Origin of the sequence: Streptomyces angustmyceticus, from assembly GCF_040701845.1 — a bacterium.
Lineage (GTDB): Bacteria > Actinomycetota > Actinomycetes > Streptomycetales > Streptomycetaceae > Streptomyces > Streptomyces angustmyceticus_A.
The window spans coordinates 55,701-79,243 of the sequence record NZ_JBFBHQ010000030.1 but is presented as its reverse complement, the minus strand read 5'-3'; the positions used below and the strand labels follow the sequence as shown (position 1 = coordinate 79,243).

Genomic DNA, 23,543 nt, shown 5'->3' with positions numbered 1-23,543 from the left:
GGTTCTCCTAGGTGCCGGGGATGGTGTCCTGGTCGATGTCGTCGGGGCGGCGGCCGCGGGTACGGCTGGCGGGGTCACAGTCGGCCCCATAGCCCCTCAAGCGTGCGTCGGGGTCGTGGAGTTCCCGTCCGCAGGCTCGGCACCAGATGCGGCTGCGTCCCTGCTCGGGGATGGGCAGGGACGACTGCTGCGGGCGGGAAGTCACGAGGTGGTCCGCCCCAGCGATCGCGTCTGGGGGGCCTTCTGTTGGACGAGCCCCCACCACGTGAAGGACATGCCGACTGCTGAGATGGTGGCCAAAAGCGCGGTTCGGGTGAAGCCTGCGAATCCGGCGGCGAGGGCGAGCGTCAGCATGGTGAGGGCGAACCAGGCGGCCGCACCCTTCAGGTTGATGCGCCGTTTCAGGTAGAACGTGATGTCAGTGCCGATACTGACAATGCTCAGGACGAAGACGGTGGCGTAGGCGTAGGCGCCCATGGTCAGTTCTCCTTGTGGGGTGGCGAGGTAATCGGTTAGACTCGCGGTCTGCGCGTTCAGTGTGTTTGTCAGGCCACCACCCGGTTCGGGGCGGTGGCCTTCGTCGTTCCCGGGGTCAGGCAGTGGAAACGATGGTGCAGCCGCTCAGCGGCACCTCCGCCCCGCACGTCTGGCACCAGAACTCGTCGACCTCGTCGCCAGCGGAGACCTTGCGACCGTCGGTCCACGCGGCGACGCGGGAGCACTGGGGGCACTCATACAGCGTCTGCCAGTCCGTGGTTCCGCTGCCGACGTAGCTCTCCAGGGCAGTCAGGGCGGCCTGACGATCCAGCAACACCGGGTAGGCGTGGGTCTTTCGATCCACGGCGGCGACGATTCCTGCTGCGTACAGGTCGGTCAGCAGAGCTCGGGCGGTTTCGAAGCCGATGCTGATGCCGTGGTCCTGGTTGATGCGGCGCATCAACATCGACGGGGAGCCGTGCCGAATGTTCTCGGTAACCAGGCTCGTGGCAATGCGGAGTAGGTCCAGGGTCTTGGGCTGGGAGGTTGTGGCCATGCGGATTCTCCTTTGGGGGCTGTTCTTTGATGGTGTCGCGGTTCGGGGCGGGTGTTGCCTGTCAGGCAGCCTCCAGGGCGGTGATGCGGTCGAGGCGGAAGGTGCGGGCCGCGTCGCGGAGGAAGTCGTGGGCGCGAACGTACAGGTCGCCGGCCTTGCTGCGGCGGACCTGCTCGGGGCGGATGTCTCGGATCGACGCGGTGCCGTCTTCCTTGGTGTAGGCGATGCGGACGGTGCGGCCGGTCTCGGCGGCGTAGCGCAGGAGGCCAACGAGTCCGCAGGCGGCTGCTACGAGGGCGTGGCCGGTGGCGTGTGCGGCTCGGATGGCTCGGCGGGTGTGTCGCATCGGGGCTCCTCGGGGTGACTACGACGAGCATGCCACTTTTCTAGTGCGGACGCAATGGAAATGCGGTACTGTTGCACCAGCGACGCCAACAACGGCCCGCACCCCACTGCTCCAGCACTAGAAAGAAGGAGGACACTGGTGGCACGAGACCCCAAGCGCCCGCCCGGCCGCACAGGCCGGACCGCGCCACCGAGAGGACCGCGCACCGTGCCACTCAGCCCCAAAGACCGGCGCACCATGGACACCATCAAGTCCGCCGCCGCCCGCCTCGAACAGCAAGGCCAGGAGGAGGAGGCCACAGCCGTAGCAAGCATGCTCACCCCTGCCGGCGCCGCGCTCATTCATCGGATCTACGCCGAGCGGGAGACCGTATCCATGCCCATCTACATGCCGCTCACGGAAAAGGCGCACTTCGTCCAGGCCGCCAAGGGCACCGGCGACGTCCTGTCCAACATCGGCGATCAGGCTCTGCACGCCCTGGTTGAGGGGGACTTCCGGCCGAAGAGCGACGATTCACTGGCCACCCCGTACGGCACGGGCGGCACCACCGAGAAGCGCGGCAACCTGAACCTGACCGTCGACGACCGGCTGAAGGCCCGCGCCGACGCGCTGCTGAAGACCCCGGAGTTCATCGACGAGCTGGGATGGAAGCCCCGCGCCGTGTCCACCCTCGTGCGCAGGTACCTGCACGAGCAGTTCCCCATGTTCGAGGGCCTGAACGTCGCGGAGGCCGTCGAGGCGTACGAGGGCGGCGCAACGCTCGCCGACCTCGCCGACCGCTACCAGGCCGATGAGGACGTCCTCGCTCTGATGCTGGAGCGCAACGGCCTGGTGCTGCGGGAGAAGAGCAAGTCCCGCACGTCTGGCCGGTCCTTGTCGGCGAAGGAGAAGCAAGAAGTCATCCGCCGCTACAAGACCGGCGAGGAAGGCACGTACGTCCTTGGTGAGGCGTTCGGCGTGTCCCACCGGACGGTGAGCCGCGTCCTCGACGACGCCGGCGTCGAGCGCCGCAAGACCCGCGGTAAGGGATCACCGAGCAGCTAGCCGCACCCTGCGGGGCGCGGCCTGGACGCCGACACCAGACGCGCCCCGCATTCACAACCTGATACCTGGAGAACCTCACATGGCGAACACGCAGGCCCCCGCAACCGCGGAGGGCCCCACCCAGCACACCCAAAACCAGGCCGAGGCTCGCCCGGCCGGCACCTACGGCTACACCCGCCAGGAACAGATCGAGGCCCTCCGCAAGCTCCGCGAACCGTTCCCGGAGCAGGAGATCCGCTTCCTGGCCCGCATGTGGTGCAAGAACTGCAAGGACTCCCGCGGCCGCGGATGCGACAACCACCCGCGCCGGATCTGCCGCACCTGCCAGCAGAACCTGCCGGGCGGCCACATCGACCTCCGCTACGTCGGCCACGCTGAGGCGACCAACCGGCTCCTGAACGTCGACCCGTTCTGGGACTGGGAGCCACTGGCGCCGGACGCCAACGGTCTGCCCCAATACGACGGGAACCGCGGCCTGTGGATCCGGCTCACGGTGTGCGGCATGACTCGCCTCGGGTACGGCCACGCCGGCGACAAGAGCGGCGGCGACGCGGTCAAGGAAATCATCGGCGACGCGATCCGCAACGCCGGCATGCGCTTCGGGATGGCGCTGGATCTGTGGACCTCCTCCGACCTGGAGAAGGACGAGGCGGGCGGTCAAGAGTCGGAGCCCGCAGCTACGCAGGACGAGCAGCGCAACCCTAGCCCGGCGCCTGCCCATCGGCAGGATGCCCCAGCAGCGGCGCAGGAGTCACCGGAAGCACCCGCGTCGCCGCTGAATCAGCTGTACTGGCAGGCCGTCGAGCAGTTCCGGAGCCCGCACCCGAACCTGGACGCCATCACGCAGATCCGCGGAGCGGCCGAGGCGCACAGCGTCATCGACGAGGACGTGGCGGGGCCGCCGCCCGCGAAGGAGCAGATGACGTTCCGGGCCTTCCTCGACCTGCTGGACGCACACGCCGCCGAGCAGCACAAGAGGAACGCCGCCTGATGGTGGCTGCTCAGCTGGATGTGGAGGGGCGGGAGGTGCCGGCCGAGGCGGTCGCCGTCCCGCTCCTCCCGTCCATCCCCGCGCCCAAGCCGGCCAGTACGCCGGCACCGCTGCCCGAGCTCGTCGGGCAGCTCGGCATACCCCTCATCCCCGAGGTATCCAGTCATGACCCAACGGCCACCCTCTTCTGAGGCCGTGGCCCTTCGCCTGGCCGCTGCTGGACTTCCGGCGGCGGTCTGGGCGGGGGCCCGGTACCTGTACCGAAGCGCGCTGTCCCTGATCGAGGGGCAGCGCGCTTGGCGTATCCAGCGCCGACGCATCCGCGCCGAGATCCAGCTCCTGCGCGCGGCCCATCAGATCGTCGAGAGCCACGCCGCCCGCTGCGAACGCCTCTACGACCCGCCGCACATCGACCACCCCACCACCGTTTAGGAGGTGAGCGCCATGCTCACTGCTCTGACCGTGGCGCTCCTCTCCACCGCCGGCCTCACCGTGGCCTGCTGGCGGATGCGCCGTGCCCTGACCGCCGTGACCGCCGAGCAGGCCACCCGCCGCATCACCGAAGCCGCCGTCGCCCGGGATCATGCCGCGAACGTCGCCCGGCTTGTGGCCGGCGCCCGCCAGTACCGTGCCGAACAGGACCTCCTGGCCGCAGCAGACGCCATCGTCACTCATGCCCTCACGCAGCACAGCACACAGCACGGAAGCGGGGACCCCTCATGACCAGCACCCTCACGCCGGAGACGGCACGCCAACAGCTCGAAGACCACCGCTACTGGCGGTACCGCGGGTGTGCCCCCGACCCTGACCGGCCCACCCGCGCCCAGGGCAACCTCGACCTCAGCATCGACGCTTGGGGCGCGTACACCGAGGAAGGCGGCGAGGAACGCTCCGTCCGCAACGCCCGCCTCGCCGCCGCCGTGGCCGTCTGCGGCACCTGCCCCGTCCTGGACGCCTGCCGCACCTACGCCATGGCCGAAGACTCCGACGGACACCTCGCCGAACCCGAAGGCGTCCTCGGCGGCATGCGCAGCCTGGAACGCCACGCCCTCCTCATCAAGCAGCGCGCCGCCGCCCAGCCCGCCCTGCTCTCCGCCGACGACCCGCGCCTCGACGAAGCCCGCACCCCGCAGAAGCAAGCCGTCCTCGTCGCGCTGGCCCGGGAGACGGACGAGCGGCTCGTCGCGTACCGCGCAGACATGGACGTCCGCACCGCCAACTGGCACCGCGCGATCCTCGCGGGGATCCTCGGCCTCGACAAGGAGACCGCCACCCGCCAGCAGCTCCTGAAGACGGCCCGGCAGCTCGGCGTCCTCGGCCCGATCCCCGTCAAGCGGGACGGCCGTTGGCGCATAGCGGCGGCACCGAACACCGACGGCAGCAGGCAGCGGCGCCTGGCCCCGGACATGCCCGTCGTCCGCATCAGCCAGCCCAAGCCCGAGGCCGAGCAGCCCGCCAAGAAGACGCACCGGCGGTCCCGGATCCGCTTCGTCGCGGACCTGGGTGTGCAGCTGGTGTTCAACGGCTACGAGCACCTGCCCCGCACCTGGCCCACCCCCGAACCGGCGAAGCCCAAGACGGCACCGCACGGGCGGCACCTGCGCCTGGTGGGCCCCGTCGTCGAACAGCTCCCTCTGCCCCTCGCCGCCACGACCGTCCTGGAGCCCGCAGCATGACCCTCACCCCCGAACTCCCCACCATCCCGGCCACCGTGGACACCACAGCCGTCGACCAGACGCTGCACGGCCGCAACCTCCGCTCCGCCCACGTCATCGCCGGCATCCTCGACGCAGGACTCCTCAACCACGCCGGCCGCCCAGACCGGTTGCCGACCGCCCTGTTCCCCGACGTAGACCCCGACGCCCTGCAGGCCATATGGAACATGGCCCTCACCGTCGGCATCTGGGCCGGCAAAGCGATGCTGCGCCCACAGTGGCGGCCAGAGGACCTGGACCGGTTCCAGCGGGCCCTCGACGAGGCCGGGCATCACGCCATGGCCGGCGGAGTCGCCGTGGCCGCGCAGTGCGGCCGCACCGCCCACCCAGCCGACGATGACCTGCTGCTGTGGGGAGACCACGAGTGACCGCGGGCCGCGGCCGCCCCGTCATCTTCGACCGGGCCGCCCAGACGGAGTTCCTGCGCCTGGTCGCCGACGGCACCCGCATCGGGGAGGCAGCCGACAAGCTCGGCGTCTCCCGCCGCACACCCACCCTGCTCGCCTCACGCGACCGGCAGTTCGCCCAGCGTCTCGCGGACGCCAAAGCCCGCGGGCGCGAGGCCCGGCACGCGCCCGACCGCCTCAAGCACGGAGACCCCGCCACCTACAACAACCACAAGTGCCGCTGCCCCCGCTGCACCGCGGCCGCCACCACAGCCCGCGCCAAACACCGGCACGACACCGCCCAACACGATGGCCCCGACAGAACCGCACACATCCACCCGCTGCCGGTACCCCAACCACACACCGCAACAACCAAGTTCGCCGTGCTGGCTGATGTCTCGTAGTTCAAAGCCGCAGGCTGCTGACGTGCGCTGAGTCCCGTTATTTACTTCCCAAAACTATAGGACACGGGTCGGGAGGGTGGGATGACCCGATGAGCTGGCCATACGAACGAATCAACAGTTAACGACACGACTCCCGTAGGGGTGGAGGGGTGGCGAGGTAAACCGCTAGGCTGGGGCCTGCGCCAGACGAGCATTCAGCTTCTGATGGCCACTCAAACTGCAAATGGAGCGGCCCCGCTCCCCCGGCTGGTAACCGGGATCAAAGCGGGGCCGTTGCCGGGGGCGAACCCGGCCGCTGCCAGCCACAACTACGAAAGGCCAGCAACATGGCTCAGAGTACCCGGACAGCCGGGCTATCAGACAGTGGGACTCCAGCCACCGCCGTGAAGATCACACCGGCGGGCCCGAGCGGAGACCCTGTCACCACTACCCACAGCGCACGATGAGCGCCGCGGTGGGCCGCATTGAGGTCCACGACTACCAGGCCGAGGTCCTGCACCATCGGACCAACCGACCCGACGACTACCACCCTGCGAAAGCCCAAGAGCCTCGCCGGGTACTGACGTACCGCGGGTCAGTCCTCGCTGGCACTCGCAACGGCGAAGGCCGCAACAACTGGAACTCCCTGGGCGTCGTACACATCGCTGTCACAGGATCTGGCTACGTCTACGGCGCCTCCGTAGCCGCATGCAACGGAAGCGTGGAGCTCGGCGAGGAAAGCGATCTGGCGGATCTGGTTCCGGCGGCCGAGGCCGAGTCCTCCGGCCGTTGTCAGCGCCCTGCGTGCCGGAAGCTCTGGGCGGAGGGCATCCAGTGACCGCCGCCGGCGAGGACATCCTCGCCTGGCTGGAGACCGCCATCAGCCGCGTCGAGGAAGCTGCAAGGCATGCGACGCAGGCACCGTGGCACTCACACGACACCCACCTCGACCACGGCGGTCATACCGCCACGATCCTGGCCGGTGCGGACAACAACACCGAGCTGCTGGCGTGGCTGCCGACCATGAGCCATGAGCCGTGGGATGAAGCACGCAACGCGTGGAGGAACGCCGATCACATCGTCATGCACGACCCCAGATCGGTGCTGCGACGCTGCGCCGCCGACCGAAAGCTTTTGGAGCTGCACCGGCCCACTTGGGAGACGGTGGAATGGCCCCACGACCAGAACGGCAAAGGCGAGGCGATGACTTGCCCCAGTTGCCGGAACGCCGACCCCACGGAGTGGCACCCAGCACCGGGCCAAGCAGGCACCCTTCCTGAGGGGTTCGTCCCGTCCTACGTACTCGCCCCCTGCCCGACGCTCCTTGGTCTCGCTGAAGGCTACGGCTGGGAGGGCACCACAGACTCGCGCCGGACAGAAGGTGCGCAGACCCCACCGACTGATGGAGATCAGATGACGTAGCGCTAACCGGCGGGAGATTCCTCGACCGCCCCGGGCCGCCTCCGCCAACCGGTGTTACCAGCACCGGCCGGACTACGGCCCCTCTGCTGCTGGACGGGTTACCAGCCCTCCAGCGTTCGGATCGCCCCGAGTACCACCCCGGTTGCGCTCCGAGCAATCGCTTCTGCCGAGAAGCAACGAACGACCCGAAGGCCTTTCGCATGCCATCAGGCGTGCCCGACGACGGGATACATAGTGCCTCAGCGCACCCTTACTTGTCAGCTCGACAACCCCGCGATGAGCGATTCGTCCCGGATTTCCCTCCCCGGGCAGCGCAACCACAGCCCCCAGACGGCACCCGATGCCACCACCTGGACCCCGGCCCGCGGCGACGACCAGGAGATCGCAGCCACCGCATCCCGCCGCACCGGGCCCCGCCGCTGGCTCCGGTCCGTCACCTGGCTCGTCTCCGCCGGCCTCCACCCCAAGGCCAACGACACCACCCTGCGCGTCGCCGAAGACCTCGCCCAGCGCATGGACTTCGACACCGGGTGGGTGCTGTACGGCCTCGACCGGCTCGCCGCCCGTCTCCGCATCAGCCGCGCCACCGCCAAGCGCCACGTGAAGTACCTCCGCGAGCTGGGCGCGCTCGTCTTCGTCGCCCACGGCACCCAGCGCAACAGCCGCCGCGCCCGCGGCCTCGAGGGGTACGCCCCCACCGCCACCACCTACGCCGCGACCATCCCGCCCTGCTACGACCACGCCATGGGCCACCGCCTCATCGGCACCGGCTACCAGGCCCGGATCGTCATCGACCAGCGCGACCAGGCCCCTGTGGAAAACCAGGACCGTGAGCCCCTATCCCTCACTGGGGTAAAGGAAGTGGGTCAGGTAGAGGTAGTGGGTGGTGTAACTACTACCGGCAAGCCGGTCGCCAACCGATCGACCACCATCCCCCAGCAAGCCAGCCGCAAGGGCCGCCGCAAGCGCACCACGATCCTCGGAGCGTCGGTCACCGCCGCGGGCATGCAGCTCGGCGACAAGCTCGCCCGCACCCTCCGCCGCACCTTCCCCTGGCTCCGTTCCGCCTCCCACGACGAACTGCGCTGGGTCTGCGCCGACATGGGCGAGCGCGGCTGGAGCGAGCAGCAGGCCATCCAGTTCGCCGACGACACCAGCGCCCTCAACGGCGGGCCCGGACTCTGCTGGCACCCTGACCGCCCCCACCGCGTCCTCGCCGCCGGGCTCCGCAAGCACGCCGAGCAGGAGCGCCTCGACCGCCAGCGCACGCAAGCCAGCAGCGACGCCACCGGGGCCATCACCAACGAGGAATGGCAGGAGTGGCTGGGCAACCGGGCCCCCCTCGAGGACCAGTCCCCTGAGCCGGAGCGCACCGACTTCGACCGGCGTATCGCAGAAGAGGCCGGCTGGAACGCCATCGGCATCGTCATGGACCACATCGACGAGCACGGCGAGGACGACGCCATCGACCTGTACGGCGTCGAGCTGACCGCCCGCGCCGCCAAGCTCGCCGCCTGCCCCAGCCTTCAGACAGGAGTCTTCGGATGACCGAACCGCAGTTGTCCGGCGCCGACCTCGCCATGCAGGCCCTCCGGCAGGCCCGCGCCGCCGCCAAGAACCAGCCCAGCAAGCCCCGGCGGCGTCCCACCATCAAGCGGGTCGACCGCGGCTCCGGCCGCGACCCCAAGCCCGTCGCTGACCTCCTCGACCAGCTCGCCGTGACCTACAACTGGCAGCGGCCCTCCGCCGCAGGCCTGATCATGGCCCGCTGGGACCGCATCGCCCCACAGCTAGCTGACCGCGCCGTCCCGGAGCACTTCGACGCCGAGACCCGCACCCTGCACCTGCGGCCCGTGCACGCCACCGCGGCCGCCACCCTCCGGTGGGAAGCGCCGCAGATACCAGCCGCCCTCAACCAGGCCGTCGGCAGCGACACGATCGCCAAGGTCAAGATTCTCCAGCCAGGCCCCCCGCTCCGCAACGCCTCGGCTGTCCGCTCGCAGGATCCCGAGCCGGTGCCGGCTACCGCTGCTCCCGCAGTTGCCTGGGAGCTGCAGGAGCCGCCAGCAGCGTTCCGCGAAGCCCTGTCCGCTGTCCGCCAGGCTCAAGCCGCGCGACGCGACGACCCTGCCCAGGAGATCCGCGACCGCCACTTCGCCGACATCCGCGGCACCCTCCGGGAATCCCCCGCGGCGTTCACCGAAGCCCAAGCCCAGCAGGAGCACCTCGAGCAGCAGGCCCGCCCCCGCGATGCCAGCGAAGCCGAAGCTGTCCAGCAGGCCGCCATCCGCCGGGCCCGCGACGAGAAGGCCGGCCGCGCACCCGCTCTCCCCACCGTCTTCCAACGGACCGCCTGACAGGATCTGCTGATGCCCGACGCCCGCATCCTCATCACCGGCAGCCGCTCCTGGAGCAACTCCGAGCTCCTCGCCGACGTCCTCCTCGACACCTGGCACGACGCCACCCAGCTCGGCTACGACCGCATCGTCATCGTCCACGGCACCGCCGACGGAGCCGACACCCTCGCCGACCTCTGGGCCCGCGGCCACGGCCTCGACGTCGAGACCCACCCCGCAGACTGGCAGCACTGCGGCCCCGACTGCCCGCCCGGCCACCGGAAGACCAACCGGCGCGGCACCGACTACTGCCCCACCGCCGGCCACCGCCGCAATCAGAAGATGGTCGGCGCTGGAGCGGACCTTGTCGTCGCCTTCCCCAAGGGCCCAGCCACCGGGACCCGCGACTGCATGCGCCGCGCCGAGAAGGCTGGCCTGACCGTCCGCGCCATCGACGTCTGAGACCCACGCTGTTTTACGGCCGTAAAACAGCGACCACGCGAGGGCGGCCCGTAACCGTCATCCGCCGACCAACCCCAGTAGCCAGCCGAAGAGTTTTACGGCCGTAAAACCGCCGCTCCGGCACCCTCACCTGAAGACCGCAGGTGTTCTGCGATGATGCTTCCCGTCCGAAGTACCGGATCATTCGGGAAGCAGTCGGAGAGAACACATGCCACATATCACCGTTGTCCTGAACCAAAAGGGCGGCATCGGAAAGTCGACCATAGCGATCAACCTGGCCGCCGTGTACGCAGACATGCTCGGCAACGACAGCTCGGAAGACGCTGAAGTCGCCTGCGTATCGATCGACCCTCAGGGCACCCCGATCGACTGGGCCGACCAAGTCAAACGAGCAGGGCGAGAGATGCCCTTCCGTGTCTTTGACGCCAGTCGCCAGATCGCCAACCTGCGGAAGCTGCGCAAGGCCAAGGCCCGCATCGTCATCATCGACACCCCAGGCTTCTTGCCCCTGAACAACGACGGCGAGAGCATCGACCCCCTCGGTGATGGCCCAGTCGGTGACGGACTGCGCGCAGTCCTCGACATCGCCGACGACGTCATCGTCCCGTTGGAGACGGACCCGGCGGGCTTCAAGCCCACTCACACCACCATCGAAAAGGTCATCAAGCCCCGCGGCCTCCCCTACGGCGTCGTCATCAGCAACTGGGAGCCGCGAGACGGCCGCGGCGACCTGGAACGCACCCAGAGCTTCGTGCGTAAGCAGAACTGGGACCTGTACAAGGCCGACATCCGGCACTTCCGCCTTCACGCCAAGGCACTCGCTGAAGGCCGTGTGTGCACCCAGTACCTGTCCAACCACACCGCAACCAAGGCACGGCAGGACTTCACGGCCCTGGCGATGGAGCACCAGTTCCGGCGCAACGAGAAGTCCGGGGCACTGTAATGGCGAGCCAGCACGACGAGTTCGACGACTTCCTGAAAGGCCAGCCCGAAGAGGAAGTCGTCGACACGAAAGCCGACGGCCGGCTGCTACGCGTCCCCCTCGCCAGGATGAGCCCGAACCTCGTCAACCCCCGCACAGAGTTCGGGACGAAGGCGGAGCTGGAGGACTTCGGCAAGAGCCTCAAGCGGCGCCAGATCCAGGCCGTTCCTGTCGTCACGAAGGCCGCCTATCTGAGGCTGTGGCCGGAGAACAAGAAGAAGATCGGCAGCGTCGACGTCGTCATCGTCAGCGGTGAGCGTCGATACCGTGCCGCTACGCAGGTCGGGCTGCTGAGTCTTGACTGCGTCATCAATGATGATGTCGCGGAGTCCCGCAAGACGTTCATGGAGGCCGTTGTCTCCGAGAACGTCGACCGGCAGAACTTCGACCCGGTCGAAGAGGCCTACGCGGTGCAGGCGCTGGTGACGGAGTTCGGCACGAACCGGGCCGTTGCCCAGCACTTCGAGCGCGCCGACGGATGGGTTACGCAGAGGATCCTTCTGACGCACCTCGCGCCGGAAGTCCAGAGGATGGTCCGCGAGCGAGCTATCCCGTTGGAACATGCCCGCAAGCTGGGGAAGCTCACCCGCGATGAAGAGCTCTCCCCAGAGGACCAGGCAGCGTGGTGGAAACGTATGCAGCAGGACCTACTGGGGGCGAAGGAGGAGAAGAAGGCGGCCAAGAAGGCCAAGCCGTCCGCTGCCCTGCACTCCTCGCCGCCGCCTTCCGAGCAGCCTGCGCAGGCATCCGACACTTCAGGGGGGCCGAAACCGGAGGGCGGGCAGCCGGCCAGCGTTCCGGACCCTCGAAGCTCCCCAGACCCTGGCGAGCAAGCAGACCAGAGTTTTACGGCCGTAAAACTCTCCACCCTGCCGACAGACTCCTCGGCAGGGGGCTGTGTCGAGAAGGGAGCCTCAGAGGACGCGGCCGAGTCGGCAAGCCCGGCTCCGGCAGCTTCCGCTGAAGCGAACTCGCCAGCGCCGGTCAAGGCCAGCCAGCCGCGGCAGCTGCCGTACGACGAGCCCTTCTACGTCGTCCAGCATCTGCGCTTGAAGATGACCGGAGACGTCTTCGTTCAGGGCGGCCGCATCTGGATGGCGGCCCTGCGAGAAGACCATCCCGAGGCGTATCACTCGCTGCTGCGAGAGCTGACCGAACAGGGGGCGGAGTCGATCTAACGGGCCCCGCGCCAAGCGGCCCCGCTCCCTCACCTTCGCGGTGGGGGAGCGGGGCCGCTCTTTTGCGTTTCGGGGCAATCCGCTGACCTGCGTGACGAGGTCTGGGGCTATGCTGTCCGCATCTGGCGGGCCGCGTGCTCGTGAGGTCTCCGCGCCCCCGGCGCCCAGGATGTTGTCGGCAAAACTCCGTCCTCGGTACCGGGGGCGCCCTCATGCCCGACAGGAGTGCGCCCCCAAAACGGGGCTGAAACGCCCCCCGTGCTTCGTCACTTCCGTATCAATACTTGGGCTTGCCTTACCCCATCGCGGGATCCAGTGGCACTCTTTGTCCAGGCAGGGATCACCGGCGGCCCCGCCTCTCCACGACCACAGCGCCCTCCTTCCCACCGCCGGACCCCGAGTGGAGAGCCCATGCCCGGACGCCAGCCGGCAGGCACCACACCGCCAGCCCAAGCCCTCACCGCCGAACCCAGTCCGGCGGACAGTAGCCGTGCCGCCCGGCGCGGCCACCTGCGAGCAGTGGAGGAGGCGCCCATGACCGGCGCCAGCCCCACGCCCGCACCGGAGCCAACCGACCGCCTCGCTGTCGCCATCCAGTCCCTGTACAAGGCCCGCGGCATGTCCCTCGCCGACCCCGCGACCGCGGACGCCTACGCCGTCGCCGTCCAGGCGGTGGCGCTCCTCATCGTCGACGGGACGTACAAGACCGGGGGACTGGGCCAGGAGGAGCACCGGCGTCTTCGGGCCCTTCTTGACGCGGCCGCCCTCGCGCCCCGCTACCTGACGGGTGCTCGCGGCTAGTTGCGTGGCGGTTTCGTGGTGACCGCCCATGTGTGACGAGTCGGCAACAGTGACCACTCTACGTAGATCAACAGTCGCAACTCGTTCAACACGAGACCAACTCATGCCATCATGGGGCGTCCGGAAATAACCGGGAGTGAGACATTCCGGTCCGCGCGCCCGCATGGTGCCCCCCACCCCACAGCGCAGCACGGACCGCCTGCGGATCGGGGACACCATGGGCGGAGACAGCTACAGCACCACAGCAGCCAAGCGGCTACGCACCCTACGCGTCGAGCACCTCACGCCGGCGACACGGCCATCCAGCAGCACACGCCGCGCCACCCAGGTCCACGCCACCGTGCCGATCAACCTCGACGCCCTCGACTACATCGAGGCCTCCGCGCACGAGATCGTCGCCCACACCTACACGGCAGTCCCCACCGCCGGCCCCGCACCCCGAACCCCCGAAGCGCTCTACGCCTGGGCCGAAGAAGTCACCGCGCACCTGCCCGCCGAAACGCAGCAGATCCGTGACGCGCTGACGCTCCGCCAGAGCCTGGAGCACTCCCTCCACGCCGGCGACACGGTCCCCGTGACGGCCATGGTGCGGTTCGAGTCGTGCCCCACCTGCCGCTGCTGGGGTCTGATGTGGAGCCGGGCCGACCACGTCGTCCTGTGCGCCAACCGGCGTTGCTACGACACGGTGGGCCTGCCCACCCGCTGGTCCCTCCAGCAGATCTGCGAGCGCCACGTTGCCCGCGTCGCCGCACTCCAGCGCACAGCAACCTGAAGCGCTGGCCCGCACCACCCGCATGACCCGCGGACTCCACAACCGCGGCGCACCACACCAGAGATCACCCCGCTTCGGCCGGTCGGCGCTGCGAACGACGGCCCATCCGAAACCGGGAGCCCTTGTGGCCATGGCAACCCCTCTTCCTGCCGCTGACGCCGCCGACCTCGTCACCACCAAGGAGATAGTCCAACTCCTCAAGCCCACGCCGTATCCGGCGTCGGAGTCCACTGTCCGCAGGTGGATCAAGCGGTACCGCATCGCGGTCGTGCGCAGGGGACTCGCGAACTGTGTGAGTTTCACCGACATCTTGGAAGCGCAGCGGGACGAGGCGGAGCGCCTGCATACCGTCTCCTAGCAGCCAATACGCCACACCACGGCCCCTGTTCTCCATCCGGAGGGCAGGGGCCGTGGTGTGCCCGGGCGGATTCACTTCACTGAACCTGTTGCCTTAACCCTCGAAAACTGTCATGCTTATAGAGCCGACAAGGAGAGGCCCCAAAGCCCCTCCGAGTACAAGCTCCTGGAGCTGACATGACCATCACGCTGGACAGGCCCGTGCACACCAGCACCGCCACCGCGATCTCCTACCGAGACCTCACCCCCCAGCAGCAGAACGGCTGGCACAGCCTCGAAGAGACCACCCACGACCTGGAAGAAGCCGCCAAGGCCGGCGCCAACATCGCAGCCGAACTCCTCCTGGCCCACGCCACCGCCGCCCTCTTCCTCGGCATCGACCTCCCCGCCGGCGACACCCTCACCGCCTGCACCTGCGAGGACTGCCCCGAGGACTGCGACCGCATCACCGCCGCCAGCCTCTGCTCCGAGAATCACTCCGGATACGGCCCGGTCATCCAGTGCGGCACCTGCACCGACGAGCACCGCAGCCTCGGCGACTAGCCGACAGTCGCCCCACCATCTCCGGCCCGGCCCCGGTCGAACACCCGGCGGCCCCCACCGAACACCCCGGCGGCAGTAGCTCCCCCGGCCGGGCCGGACACCACCCCGCACACCCTGCAGGAGACAGCCATGTCCGACACCGCCGATATCCGCAGCTACATGGCCCGCATCATCACCGAACGCGGCTTCCACACCGGCCCCAACTTCGTCGGCCCCGACGGCGCCGTCAGCATCGGCGCCGCAGCCTTCCTCGCCGCCCACGGCTGGGAACCCGACAGCTTCCGCACCGACGAGGACCTCTCCGTCATCCTCATCAGCTGCTCCGCCCCCGCCATGCAGGCCATCAAGGCCATCTCCGCGGACCTCGACACCGAACCGAGCTTCATCCGCATCACCGAGGACCACGACGTGCCCGACTACATCGAGCACGTGGAGCGCTGGGCCAGCACCCCCCAGTTCCGCGACGAGCAGCCTCCGCGCATCGACCAGGTCATCGGCCGCATCGTCCGCACCAACGACACCCCGCGCGCCCTCGCCGCCTGACACCCGCAGGAGACCCGCCATGGACCCCTACTTCCGCTACGAGCCCGTCACCCCGCAGGAGAACGACGACTACACCCGCGGCCGCCGCGACGCCTGGGAAGCCCACACCCTCCTCGACGCCACCCTCGACCAGCTCGCCGACCGCCACGAATGGTTCGTCGACCCCCGCGTCAGCGACTACACCACCGCCTACTGCGGCGGCTACGCCTCCCAGATCCAGGACTTCCACGCCGCCGAGACCGTCCCGCAGTTCGTTCGCGAGGACGCCCACAACACCACCGGCTGAACCCGCACCGCCACACCCACCCCTCAGTGATCAACGGAGATGACTGTGATGACCACCCTCGACCGCCCCGCACCCACCACCACCGAGTGGCAGCTCAGCCGCCACAACCTCAACCAGATCGACGACCAGATCGACCGAGACGGCATCTACGCCAAGGGCTACTGGCAGACCGTCGACGGCAATCTCCAGGTCGTCGGCCTCCGCATCGGAACCGGAGAGACCCGGCAGCCCCGGATCGTCGCCAAGTTCGGCGACTTCATCACCCGGGACGCGAACGGCACCTACTCCGTTCGCCCCGCCACCACCGAGCAGGCCGCCGCCTTCCGCCGCAAGGAAGCCCTCCTCGCCGAGCAGCGCCACCAGCTCCTCGACCTCGACGCGGACTCCGCCTACACCATCCCCGGCTGTGTCTGCGCCTGCCCGCCCAAGCCGGCCGAGGCGGCGTGACCCGAGCCCCACCCGCCGGGCGGCCACCACCGCCCGGCACCCGCCCCAACACCAGGAGCCCCCATGGACCAGCGCCTCGCCCGCATCCGCACCGAGGCCGCCCAACACCTCCAGACCGACGACGACATCACCTACCTCCTCGGCCTCATCGACCAGCTCACCGACGAATACGGCGAACTCGTCCGGGCCCTCGGCCTCAACGACAGCCCATGACCACCCAGCACGACCGCGACCTCCGCGACACCCAGGACCAACTTGCGGCCGCCCGCCGCACCATCGCCGCCATCGCGACCTTCATCCACAACCCCGCCTTCGACCGAAACGCACGCATCGCCTGCGCCCAAGCCGCCGGCCTACCCGCACCAGGAAAGGAGCGCACCCCATGGCCCACGAACGAGACGTCTCCTGCACCGGCAAACGCTGGTGGTTCAGCTACGCCGAAGCCAAACGCGAAGCCAGCCGCCTCCGCCGCACCGGCCACACCGGGATGCGCGCTTACCGGTGCCGGTACTGCCCCCACGCCCACATAGGCGGACGCCCCGGCCACGCCTCCTACCTCCGCCAAACCCGCACCGGCCCCGTACCCCTCCACCAATACATCCAGGAGCGCAGCGCATGACCCTCACCGCCCCCGAGGTTGAGAAGCGCACCCTGCGCCTCACCGTCGTCGTCCACGGCGGACCAGCACCCCAGGGCAGCAAGAAGTACGCCGGGCACCGCCGCAACGCCGCCTCCGGACGCATCAGCGCAGTCCTCATCGAACAGTCCAAGCGCGTCAAGCCCTGGCGCCAACAAGTCCACGACGCCGCCCTCGCAGCCACCCGCCACTACAGCAACTGGCAAGCCATCGACGGCCCCATCACCGCCGAAATGTCCTTCACCGTCCGCGACAAGCCCAACGCCCGCCCCGTCTGGTGGCCCCCCGGAATCCGCTGGTCCCGACACCTCCACTGGCGCCCAGCCTCCAGCCCCGACCTCTCCAAGCTCCTCCGATCCACGGAAGACGCCCTCACCACCGCCGGCGCCTGGAAGGACGACGCGCGAGTCGTTCAGTACGACCACCTCGCCAAGTACTACGTCGGCCACCCGCACCCCGACGCCCTCGACCAGCCCGGCGCGATCATCCGCCTCTACACCCTCGCAGGAGCCCCCGAATGAGCACCCCGACCACCTACACCGGCCGCACTACGGGACAGGCCGCACACCCCCGATCCGATGCCGCCAAGCCCTTCCGGCCGGACTGCCTCCGCCAGCCCCCGCAACTGTGGGACGACGAAGCCTCCGCAAGCGATCAGGAGGAAGCCCGGGGCTACTGCCTGGAGTGCCCCCTGTTCACCCAGTGCCTTTCGTCGGCGATGGCGTCGGAGCAGGGGAACGTGTCGCGCAGCAGCATGAAGGCCGGCCTGGGTGCGGGGGACCGTTCCTGGTTGCAGCGTTCGTCGCGCCGGTACGGGCCGTACGACGCAGAGGAGGCCCGGCTGCTGGCTTTGGAGTCGGTGCTGTCGGGGCGGCCGCTGGCTGAGATCGCCGAGCGTGAGGGTGTGGGTGGCGTGACGTTGAAGCTCGCGTCGCGGATCCTGCCGAAGAAGCCGGAGTCCCGCATCGAGCAGATCGCGGCGTACCGCAGGCAGGGTCTGGGGTGGGCTGAGATCGACGTGCAGATGGGGTTGGCGCCCCGGGCGACGCTCGACTACGTGGCGAAGTGGCGGCACTCGGCTGTGAAGCGTGGCGAGTCGGTGCCGGAGGAGTTGCTGGTGAAGCGGCGTCCGTTCACGGATGAGCAGGTTGTGGCGATCCGGCAGCGGTCGGCTGCTGGCGCAAGTTCCTACTCGCTGGCCAAGGAGTACAAGGTGTGCCGTCGGACGATCCGCGCTATCGCTACGGGCTTGTCGTACCGCGATGTTGGCGGCCCGGTCGATTCGGTCGTTTCTGAGGCGGTGGCGGCGTGAGCGGGATGGAAGCTGAGGAGCGTGGCGACCTGGTGCAGCGTCTCCTGCCGATTGCCGGGCACCTGACGACTCTGGTGCACGGCGACGGCGGACAGCGCGACATCCACCAGGCCATCGCCCGCCTCACCTCCGATGACCGGGACAACCTCCTGGTGGTCCTGGCGGGCCTGGTGAACCCGGACGTGCCGATGAGTGCCCTGCTCGGGTGGCTGACGTTCGACGAGCACGGCAACCCCGTGAAGCCGGAGGTGGCCACGGATACGACGCTGCGGGGCCTGGCCGAGGAAGTGTGGGACGAGGCTGCAGCGGAGGGCGACTTCGTCGATGAGGCGGCCGTACAGCAGTACCTGGCTGGCAAGCCGGTCACCGTGACGGACGCGGAGCGGGTCGCGGCCATCGCGGAGGCGTTCCGGCGCGGCATCACCTACCTGCAGCTGGACGAGCTCCGTCGGCTGCCGAAGAACTCCACGTCGAAGTTCGTGTCTCTGGCCCGCAAGGCGGCCGAGGAGCGGGGTGAGGAGTTCCCGATCCCGCAGCACGGCAACGCCGCGGTAGCCCTGTCGGAGGAGCAGGTCCTCGAGATCCGGCGGCGTGCCGCGACGCGCAAGGAGACGGACGAGGCGATCAGCCTCTCGTTCGGCGTGACCCGCAAGTCCATCAGCGCCATTGCGGTCGGTGACACCTACCGCCAGTTCGGCGGGCCGATCCGCCCGAAGAAGACCTCCCGGCCCACCGCGAAGCAGCGTGTGGAGTTCGCCGGCGGAACCCCTGTCACAGCCCGAGCAAGCTAACCGAAGTACCTGAAGAGGAGATCGTAATGAGCCTTCCCCAGTTGAGCGGCGTTGCCCGCCTCATCGAAGATCCGGAACTTAGGTTCAGCGCCTCAGGCGGCGCGGTCGTCAAGGTCCGGTTGGCGTTCAACTCGCGGAAGAAAGACCAGGCTGGCCAGTGGGTCGACGACGCGACGTTCTTCGTGCGCGGTACGGCGTTCGGCCAGGCCGCGGAGAACGTTGCTGCCTCGTTGCAGCGTGGGATGGAGGTGATGGTGGTCGGCCGGATGAAGACGGAGTCGTGGGAGAAGAACGGCGAGAAGCGTTCGGAGGCTGCCCTGTTGGTGGACAGCATCGGCCCGTCGCTGCGGTTCGCCACGGCGCAGGTGGAGAAGTCGAATGGTCAGGGCCGGCAGGAGTTCCAGCAGGCGCGGCAGGCGCAGGGCGCAACGAGCGCGGATGACCCGTGGTCGACGCCGAGCCAGTCGCAGGCCGGCGGGTTCTCAGACGAACCTCCTTTCTGATCTGTGCTGGTGGTAGGCCCGTTCCCGGTTGGGGGCGGGCCTTTCTGCTGCCCCATCGCATCCACTTCACTGAACCTGTTGTGTCGACCCTCGAAATCTGTCATGCTTCAGGGGTCAGACCACAACGGGCAGAAGCCCACAGCGTGGAGGTGGCTCATGCGCGAGCTGCGACTCATCGACCCCAACGGCTACACCGTCCCCGGCACCGTCCACACCGACTACCCCGCCGCCATGGAGGGGGAGCTGAGGGCACGCCTCCGCGACGTCGCCGAGCGCGAGGCCGCCCAGTGGGCCGACTTCGGCTACCGCGCCGCTGACTACCAGGTCCTGCCGGCCGAGCCGCAGGCCGCCACCCCGGCCCTCCCGGCCGCCGCCTGACCCACAGTCCGGAGCCCGTCCCCCGGGGCTCCACGGCCGCCCCAAGCCCCCAGCGCGGGGCGGTCGGCCAGTGCTTCACCAACCCTTGGAGATCCGAGATGACCCAGCACATCGTGATGTGGTCCGGCGGCATCACCAGCTGGGCCACCGCCCGGCTCGTCGTCGAACGCCACGGCAAGGCCAACACAACCCTGCTATTCGCCGACACCAACGCCGAGGACGAAGACCTCTACACCTTCAACGACCTGGCATCAGCCCATCTCGGGGTGCCGATCACGCGCGTTGCCGACGCTCGGGAGCGGGACCCCTGGCAGGTCTTCGAAGACGCCCGCTGGCTTGGCAACACCCGCATCGCCCAGTGCTCCCACGCCCTTAAGCAGGAGCCCTGCCGAGTCTGGCTGAAGGAGAACACCGACCCCGCCGACGCGATCGTCTACGTCGGCCTCGACTGGACCGAGCCTCACCGCATCCCGGCCATCGTCGAGGGCTGGAAGCCCTGGCCAGTCGAGATGCCCCTCACCGAGCCGCCGTACAGGGACAAGGAGCAGCTGCTCGCAGAGGCTCAGGCTGCGGGACTTCCCAGGCCGCGCCTGTACCGGCTCGGCTTCGCGCATAACAACTGCGGTGGTTCCTGCGTCAAGGGCGGTCAGGCCCAGTGGGCCCGACTGCTGGAGGTGTTCCCCGAGCGGTACGCCCGCGCCGAGGCCGCTGAGCAGAAGATGCGCCGGCTCCTCGGGAAGGACGTGTCCATTCTCCGCGACCGCACTGGCGGCGACACGAAGCCGCTGACTCTCACCGTTCTGCGCGAGGGCATAGAGGCCAGCCGTTCCCAGCAGCCGACCTTCGACGAACTCGACTGGGGCGGTTGCGGCTGCTTCACCGACGTCGAAGCGGCCTGACCCTCTCCTACCTGCCGCCCCAAGCCCCCAGCGAGGGGCGGCCCTTTTCTTCCGGCCCCGCCGACACCGCCCAAGGAGCCCGCCATGCAGCGCCCCTGCCGCATCGACGGCTGCGAACGCACCGCACTCCACCACCGGACCATCTGCTCCACCCACCGTGAGCGCATCCGCAACTGGGGCGATCCCGAATTCACGCAGTGGACCGTCGCCGACGACATGGACGTCCAGCTCCTCATCGAGCAGCAGCGCGTCCCCGACGGCGCCACCCGCCTGGAACGCCGACTCATCGCCGTGGGGCTGAGCGACCGCGGGATGTCCGCTGAACGCGTCGCCGAGGTCGTCGCCGTCGCCCCGCGCACCGTGCACCGCTGGCGCGCCCAGCACCGAACCCAGACCGCCGCTTGACCAAGGAGAGCCGATGCCACTGCCCACCCTGCCCAAGACGTTGCAGCCGACTACCGCCGAGGTGCAGCGCCAGGCCGCCGACGCCTGGAAGTTCGCGGGCCCGTGCAAGAAGTACGGGGCGTTGCTCGCCCCCTGGTCGACGAAGACTGCCGCGGATGGTTCGCCGATGGTCACGGCCCGCGTGACCGGACCGCACGCCGAACAGGCCATGTGCGAGTTCGCGAACGGCCTGGAGCCGGTGACCGCCAGCGCTGAGCAGCGGCCGCAGGTCGACTACTCGGAGCCCGGCATCGTCGCATGCTCCTGGCGGCGGGGTGGGGTGTGGGTGCGCCTGTGGGCCGCGGACACCGCCGCTCCGCCGGCGGCGACGCCGTTGGCCATGCCGGCCCGTGTGGCGCCCCTGCCGTCCGGCCGACTCCCGTACCGCCGCAACACCACCTGCGGTACCACCCCCGACTACGCCGAGGAGAACTAACCATGACCACCCTGACCATTGCCACCAGCAGCATCGAGCTGGACAACGGAGATCTCAAGGACCTCGGCGTCGGCAACCTTCTCGAGCTGGACGCTCCGGCCGGTGGCCTGAGCGCGGGGACCTGGCGACTGGGCGCGTACCACGGCGACTTCCAGGACCAGGCCACCCTCATTCGCGTCACCGCCGCTGAGATCCATCAGCTGCGGCGGGAGAGCGCCGACTGGCTGAAGGCCGCTTTCAGGGCCGCCGAGTGACCCGCTGCTCGTGGTGTGGCCGTGCCGGGCGCACTGGCTTCACCGTCCACCGCGGCGTGACCGCCTGCACCATGCGCGCCGCCTGCCTCCGCCGCTGGACCAACCGACCCCAAACCCTGAAGGAGAACTGAACATGCCCATCCGAATCCAGCGCCTGCGCACCAAGGGCTGGCGCAAGCCGGAAGGCGCCGTCTACGTCGGCCGCGGAAGCGGCTGGGGAAACCCCTGGAAGGTCGGTTCCACCGGCTGGACGACTCTCCCCGGCGGGTGGGTCGACCGCACTCCACACGAGCCGCTCACACGTCAGCAGGCCGTCGACAGCTACCGCAACAGCGAGACACACGACGTCGAGTATCTGCGCGTCATTCGCGAGCGGCTCGCAGGTCGTGACCTCATGTGCTGGTGCCCCCTGACGGAGCCGTGCCATGCCGACTTCCTGCTGGAGGTGGCGAACAGCTCCCGCCCGGTGGAGGACTTCGTCGACCACAGCCCGAAGCCTGCAGACCTCGTTACTGCTGGGAGCACGCTGTGACTGCTCCTGTGCAGGTGGGCCTGCCGCAGACCAGCGGCGGGCCGACGCCCCACCCGGCAGTCCGGTACGGGAAGCCGGCCAAGCACCGGGCGCACCTGACCCGCCGCGAGCTGGAGATGCTGCGCCTCGCAGCCAACGGCAACACCAACGAGACGATTGCCCGCTGGTTGGGCATCACCTCCACCACGGTGAATCACGGCCTGCGGAGGGCGTACGCGAAGCTCGGCGCCAGCGACCGTACGCACGCCGTTGCGATAGCGCTCGTACGGGGGTTGATCGCTCCGGGGGAGATAGCCGGCGTGCAGATGCTTCCGCGTGGGACGTCTGTCCACCGCCACACTGCGTGACCTACTCACCGCGCTGAACCGGACATCTTAGACACCATCACCGGGCGGATACCCGAAGCATCCCGCCCGTCACCACTCACCGTCACATCAGCCCTGGAAGGGGTCTACTCGTCATGCCCGAAACCCTCAAGCAGATACTGCAAGAGATCGCCATCGGCGCGATCGTCGGTGCTATCGCTGCCGTCGTGTGGGTCTTCGTCGTCGGATCTGCACAGGCGTCGCCGTGGACGTTCTTCGTCGTCAACGTCGTTGTGCTGCTGGCCGCGGGGTGCGCTGCGTCGGCCTGGTCCCATTGGCAGTCCGGCCGGCGGTCGAAGGGGGCTGGACGGTGACCGCGGGCGAGTCTGCCGCGGCGTGGGGCCGACAGGTGGGCCGTCTGCGGTGGTGGCAGCACCTGGTGGCCGCGGTGGGGGTGCAGACGCCGGAGATGCGCCGCAAGGCCCAGCACGCGGCACGCTGCGCGGCCGGATCGGCGGGGGAGCAGCGCACCCACGCCATGCTCCAGCCACTGCTGCGCGAGGGCTGGCACGTGCTGCCGGATCGGCGCGTGGGGCGTTCGGCGAACGTCGACCATGTCCTCGTCGGCCCGGACGGGCAGGTGTTCACGCTGGACACGAAGCTGTGGGCTGCGCGGGACGAAGTAGGTCAGCCGCGGGTGGTGCGCCTCGTCGGTGGACGGCTGGTGCACGGCGACCACGACCGGGACCGGCAGGTCGATACAGCACTGTGGGAGACGGGGGAGGTGTCGAAGGCCCTCGGCGTGCAGGTGACGCCGCTGATCGTGGTGCACAACGCCCCGGTAGACGGCGCAGGGTTCCACGTGCGCGGCGTCGCTGTGTTCCCTGCGGACCGGCTGCTGGAGTTGCTGCGCGGCAACGTCGGGTCGGCGGATCCGTGCCGGGCGGCGATGTTGGCCAGGATGGCGGAGATCCGGTTACCGTCGTACGCGCAGTAGCGAAGGTGCCGCCTTCGAGAGCCCCACT

At 69.1% G+C, this 23,543-nt stretch carries 41 protein-coding genes; 37 read left to right on the top strand and 4 right to left on the bottom strand.

Translation table 11 applies throughout. The annotated features are described in order from the left end of the window. Positions 1-7 precede the first annotated feature (7 nt). The 4 genes from AB0411_RS34095 to AB0411_RS34080 form a co-directional block, all read right to left on the bottom strand. Positions 8-205, bottom strand: a complete 198-nt coding sequence (locus AB0411_RS34095; RefSeq protein WP_366421123.1) for a DUF6011 domain-containing protein — start codon at positions 203-205, stop codon at positions 8-10. Then, the gene (locus AB0411_RS34090) at positions 202-477 is read right to left on the bottom strand and encodes a hypothetical protein (protein WP_366421122.1); all 276 of its coding nucleotides are present in this window, start codon (positions 475-477) and stop codon (positions 202-204) included. The genes AB0411_RS34095 and AB0411_RS34090 overlap by 4 nt, the downstream gene beginning before the upstream one ends. 115 nt (positions 478-592) lie before the next feature. Further along, the gene (locus AB0411_RS34085; RefSeq protein WP_366421121.1) at positions 593-1,033 is read right to left on the bottom strand and encodes a hypothetical protein; all 441 of its coding nucleotides are present in this window, start codon (positions 1,031-1,033) and stop codon (positions 593-595) included. 61 nt (positions 1,034-1,094) lie between these two features. After that, positions 1,095-1,379: a WYL domain-containing protein gene (locus tag AB0411_RS34080; protein ID WP_366421120.1), complete on the bottom strand. Its 285-nt coding sequence runs from the start codon at positions 1,377-1,379 to the stop codon at positions 1,095-1,097. Positions 1,380-1,586: 207 nt separating this feature from the next. On the opposite strand from AB0411_RS34080, the gene AB0411_RS34075 reads away from it, so the two are divergent. From AB0411_RS34075 to AB0411_RS33895, 37 genes are all read left to right on the top strand, one after another. Continuing rightward, on the top strand, positions 1,587-2,423 hold the full coding sequence (locus AB0411_RS34075) for a hypothetical protein (RefSeq protein ID WP_366421119.1): 837 nt from the start codon (positions 1,587-1,589) through the stop codon (positions 2,421-2,423). 79 nt (positions 2,424-2,502) lie between these two features. Beyond that, positions 2,503-3,414 carry a hypothetical protein gene (locus tag AB0411_RS34070; RefSeq protein WP_366421118.1) on the top strand — a complete coding sequence of 304 codons (912 nt, stop codon included), beginning with the start codon at positions 2,503-2,505 and terminating at the stop codon, positions 3,412-3,414. Then, entirely contained in the window at positions 3,414-3,605 is a 192-nt protein-coding gene (locus AB0411_RS34065) for a hypothetical protein (protein WP_366421117.1), read from the top strand. Before AB0411_RS34070 ends, AB0411_RS34065 begins: the two co-directional genes overlap by 1 nt. 4 nt (positions 3,606-3,609) lie before the next feature. After that, positions 3,610-3,846, top strand: coding sequence for a hypothetical protein (locus AB0411_RS34060; protein WP_366421116.1), 237 nt, complete (start codon positions 3,610-3,612; stop codon positions 3,844-3,846). Between the two features lie 12 nt (positions 3,847-3,858). Then, positions 3,859-4,137, top strand: a complete 279-nt coding sequence (locus tag AB0411_RS34055; protein WP_366421115.1) for a hypothetical protein — start codon at positions 3,859-3,861, stop codon at positions 4,135-4,137. Further along, a complete protein-coding gene (locus tag AB0411_RS34050; RefSeq protein ID WP_366421114.1) occupies positions 4,134-5,090 on the top strand; it encodes a WhiB family transcriptional regulator in 957 nt (318 codons plus the stop codon). Before AB0411_RS34055 ends, AB0411_RS34050 begins: the two co-directional genes overlap by 4 nt. Then, a complete protein-coding gene (locus AB0411_RS34045) occupies positions 5,087-5,497 on the top strand; it encodes a hypothetical protein (RefSeq protein ID WP_366421113.1) in 411 nt (136 codons plus the stop codon). The genes AB0411_RS34050 and AB0411_RS34045 overlap by 4 nt, the downstream gene beginning before the upstream one ends. Continuing rightward, positions 5,494-5,919, top strand: a complete 426-nt coding sequence (locus tag AB0411_RS34040; protein WP_366421112.1) for a hypothetical protein — start codon at positions 5,494-5,496, stop codon at positions 5,917-5,919. Before AB0411_RS34045 ends, AB0411_RS34040 begins: the two co-directional genes overlap by 4 nt. A gap of 442 nt (positions 5,920-6,361) precedes the next feature. Beyond that, entirely contained in the window at positions 6,362-6,736 is a 375-nt protein-coding gene (locus AB0411_RS34035) for a hypothetical protein (RefSeq protein ID WP_366421111.1), read from the top strand. Then, positions 6,733-7,320 carry a DUF6221 family protein gene (locus AB0411_RS34030; RefSeq protein WP_366421110.1) on the top strand — a complete coding sequence of 196 codons (588 nt, stop codon included), beginning with the start codon at positions 6,733-6,735 and terminating at the stop codon, positions 7,318-7,320. The genes AB0411_RS34035 and AB0411_RS34030 overlap by 4 nt, the downstream gene beginning before the upstream one ends. A gap of 276 nt (positions 7,321-7,596) precedes the next feature. Then, positions 7,597-8,868, top strand: a complete 1,272-nt coding sequence (locus AB0411_RS34025; protein WP_366421109.1) for a hypothetical protein — start codon at positions 7,597-7,599, stop codon at positions 8,866-8,868. Next, complete coding sequence (locus AB0411_RS34020) at positions 8,865-9,677, top strand: DciA family protein (RefSeq protein WP_366421108.1); 813 nt, start codon at positions 8,865-8,867, stop codon at positions 9,675-9,677. The genes AB0411_RS34025 and AB0411_RS34020 overlap by 4 nt, the downstream gene beginning before the upstream one ends. 12 nt (positions 9,678-9,689) lie before the next feature. Beyond that, positions 9,690-10,118 (top strand): DUF2493 domain-containing protein, encoded by a 429-nt coding sequence (locus AB0411_RS34015; protein ID WP_366421107.1) that lies wholly within the window; start codon positions 9,690-9,692, stop codon positions 10,116-10,118. A 208-nt stretch (positions 10,119-10,326) separates the two neighbouring features. Beyond that, positions 10,327-11,061 carry a ParA family protein gene (locus AB0411_RS34010; RefSeq protein WP_366421106.1) on the top strand — a complete coding sequence of 245 codons (735 nt, stop codon included), beginning with the start codon at positions 10,327-10,329 and terminating at the stop codon, positions 11,059-11,061. Continuing rightward, positions 11,061-12,278 carry a ParB/RepB/Spo0J family partition protein gene (locus AB0411_RS34005; RefSeq protein ID WP_366421105.1) on the top strand — a complete coding sequence of 406 codons (1,218 nt, stop codon included), beginning with the start codon at positions 11,061-11,063 and terminating at the stop codon, positions 12,276-12,278. Before AB0411_RS34010 ends, AB0411_RS34005 begins: the two co-directional genes overlap by 1 nt. A gap of 534 nt (positions 12,279-12,812) precedes the next feature. After that, on the top strand, positions 12,813-13,079 hold the full coding sequence (locus AB0411_RS34000; RefSeq protein ID WP_366421104.1) for a hypothetical protein: 267 nt from the start codon (positions 12,813-12,815) through the stop codon (positions 13,077-13,079). A 163-nt stretch (positions 13,080-13,242) separates the two neighbouring features. Further along, a complete protein-coding gene (locus tag AB0411_RS33995; RefSeq protein WP_366421103.1) occupies positions 13,243-13,851 on the top strand; it encodes a hypothetical protein in 609 nt (202 codons plus the stop codon). A gap of 130 nt (positions 13,852-13,981) precedes the next feature. Continuing rightward, positions 13,982-14,209, top strand: a complete 228-nt coding sequence (locus tag AB0411_RS33990; protein ID WP_366421102.1) for a hypothetical protein — start codon at positions 13,982-13,984, stop codon at positions 14,207-14,209. Between the two features lie 176 nt (positions 14,210-14,385). Continuing rightward, a complete protein-coding gene (locus tag AB0411_RS33985; protein ID WP_366421101.1) occupies positions 14,386-14,751 on the top strand; it encodes a hypothetical protein in 366 nt (121 codons plus the stop codon). 129 nt (positions 14,752-14,880) lie between these two features. After that, positions 14,881-15,294 carry a hypothetical protein gene (locus AB0411_RS33980; protein ID WP_366421100.1) on the top strand — a complete coding sequence of 138 codons (414 nt, stop codon included), beginning with the start codon at positions 14,881-14,883 and terminating at the stop codon, positions 15,292-15,294. Positions 15,295-15,313: 19 nt separating this feature from the next. After that, the gene (locus tag AB0411_RS33975; protein WP_366421099.1) at positions 15,314-15,580 is read left to right on the top strand and encodes a hypothetical protein; all 267 of its coding nucleotides are present in this window, start codon (positions 15,314-15,316) and stop codon (positions 15,578-15,580) included. 48 nt (positions 15,581-15,628) lie between these two features. Next, positions 15,629-16,027 carry a hypothetical protein gene (locus AB0411_RS33970; protein ID WP_366421098.1) on the top strand — a complete coding sequence of 133 codons (399 nt, stop codon included), beginning with the start codon at positions 15,629-15,631 and terminating at the stop codon, positions 16,025-16,027. A 63-nt stretch (positions 16,028-16,090) separates the two neighbouring features. Next, the gene (locus AB0411_RS33965; protein ID WP_366421097.1) at positions 16,091-16,240 is read left to right on the top strand and encodes a hypothetical protein; all 150 of its coding nucleotides are present in this window, start codon (positions 16,091-16,093) and stop codon (positions 16,238-16,240) included. A gap of 169 nt (positions 16,241-16,409) precedes the next feature. Beyond that, positions 16,410-16,646, top strand: a complete 237-nt coding sequence (locus AB0411_RS33960) for a hypothetical protein (RefSeq protein ID WP_366421096.1) — start codon at positions 16,410-16,412, stop codon at positions 16,644-16,646. Then, positions 16,643-17,185, top strand: coding sequence for a RusA family crossover junction endodeoxyribonuclease (locus tag AB0411_RS33955; protein WP_366421095.1), 543 nt, complete (start codon positions 16,643-16,645; stop codon positions 17,183-17,185). The genes AB0411_RS33960 and AB0411_RS33955 overlap by 4 nt, the downstream gene beginning before the upstream one ends. Then, complete coding sequence (locus AB0411_RS33950; RefSeq protein ID WP_366421094.1) at positions 17,182-17,976, top strand: WhiB family transcriptional regulator; 795 nt, start codon at positions 17,182-17,184, stop codon at positions 17,974-17,976. Before AB0411_RS33955 ends, AB0411_RS33950 begins: the two co-directional genes overlap by 4 nt. A 5-nt stretch (positions 17,977-17,981) precedes the next feature. Further along, a complete protein-coding gene (locus AB0411_RS33945) occupies positions 17,982-18,767 on the top strand; it encodes a hypothetical protein (protein WP_366421093.1) in 786 nt (261 codons plus the stop codon). Positions 18,768-18,793: 26 nt separating this feature from the next. Next, positions 18,794-19,270, top strand: coding sequence for a single-stranded DNA-binding protein (ssb, locus tag AB0411_RS33940; protein WP_366421092.1), 477 nt, complete (start codon positions 18,794-18,796; stop codon positions 19,268-19,270). A gap of 156 nt (positions 19,271-19,426) precedes the next feature. Further along, positions 19,427-19,648, top strand: a complete 222-nt coding sequence (locus AB0411_RS33935) for a hypothetical protein (protein WP_366421091.1) — start codon at positions 19,427-19,429, stop codon at positions 19,646-19,648. 98 nt (positions 19,649-19,746) lie between these two features. Next, on the top strand, positions 19,747-20,547 hold the full coding sequence (locus AB0411_RS33930) for a phosphoadenosine phosphosulfate reductase domain-containing protein (protein WP_366421090.1): 801 nt from the start codon (positions 19,747-19,749) through the stop codon (positions 20,545-20,547). Positions 20,548-20,631: 84 nt separating this feature from the next. Continuing rightward, positions 20,632-20,952 carry a helix-turn-helix domain-containing protein gene (locus AB0411_RS33925; protein WP_366421089.1) on the top strand — a complete coding sequence of 107 codons (321 nt, stop codon included), beginning with the start codon at positions 20,632-20,634 and terminating at the stop codon, positions 20,950-20,952. Positions 20,953-20,965: 13 nt separating this feature from the next. Beyond that, positions 20,966-21,427, top strand: coding sequence for a hypothetical protein (locus AB0411_RS33920; RefSeq protein WP_366421088.1), 462 nt, complete (start codon positions 20,966-20,968; stop codon positions 21,425-21,427). Positions 21,428-21,429: 2 nt separating this feature from the next. Continuing rightward, positions 21,430-21,681 (top strand): hypothetical protein, encoded by a 252-nt coding sequence (locus tag AB0411_RS33915; protein ID WP_366421087.1) that lies wholly within the window; start codon positions 21,430-21,432, stop codon positions 21,679-21,681. A 133-nt stretch (positions 21,682-21,814) separates the two neighbouring features. Next, positions 21,815-22,213 carry a DUF4326 domain-containing protein gene (locus AB0411_RS33910; protein ID WP_366421086.1) on the top strand — a complete coding sequence of 133 codons (399 nt, stop codon included), beginning with the start codon at positions 21,815-21,817 and terminating at the stop codon, positions 22,211-22,213. Continuing rightward, the gene (locus AB0411_RS33905) at positions 22,210-22,560 is read left to right on the top strand and encodes a helix-turn-helix domain-containing protein (protein WP_366421085.1); all 351 of its coding nucleotides are present in this window, start codon (positions 22,210-22,212) and stop codon (positions 22,558-22,560) included. Before AB0411_RS33910 ends, AB0411_RS33905 begins: the two co-directional genes overlap by 4 nt. Before the next feature lie 113 nt (positions 22,561-22,673). After that, positions 22,674-22,892 (top strand): hypothetical protein, encoded by a 219-nt coding sequence (locus AB0411_RS33900; RefSeq protein WP_366421084.1) that lies wholly within the window; start codon positions 22,674-22,676, stop codon positions 22,890-22,892. A gap of 35 nt (positions 22,893-22,927) precedes the next feature. Then, positions 22,928-23,515 carry a nuclease-related domain-containing protein gene (locus AB0411_RS33895; protein WP_366421083.1) on the top strand — a complete coding sequence of 196 codons (588 nt, stop codon included), beginning with the start codon at positions 22,928-22,930 and terminating at the stop codon, positions 23,513-23,515. Positions 23,516-23,543 lie beyond the last annotated feature (28 nt).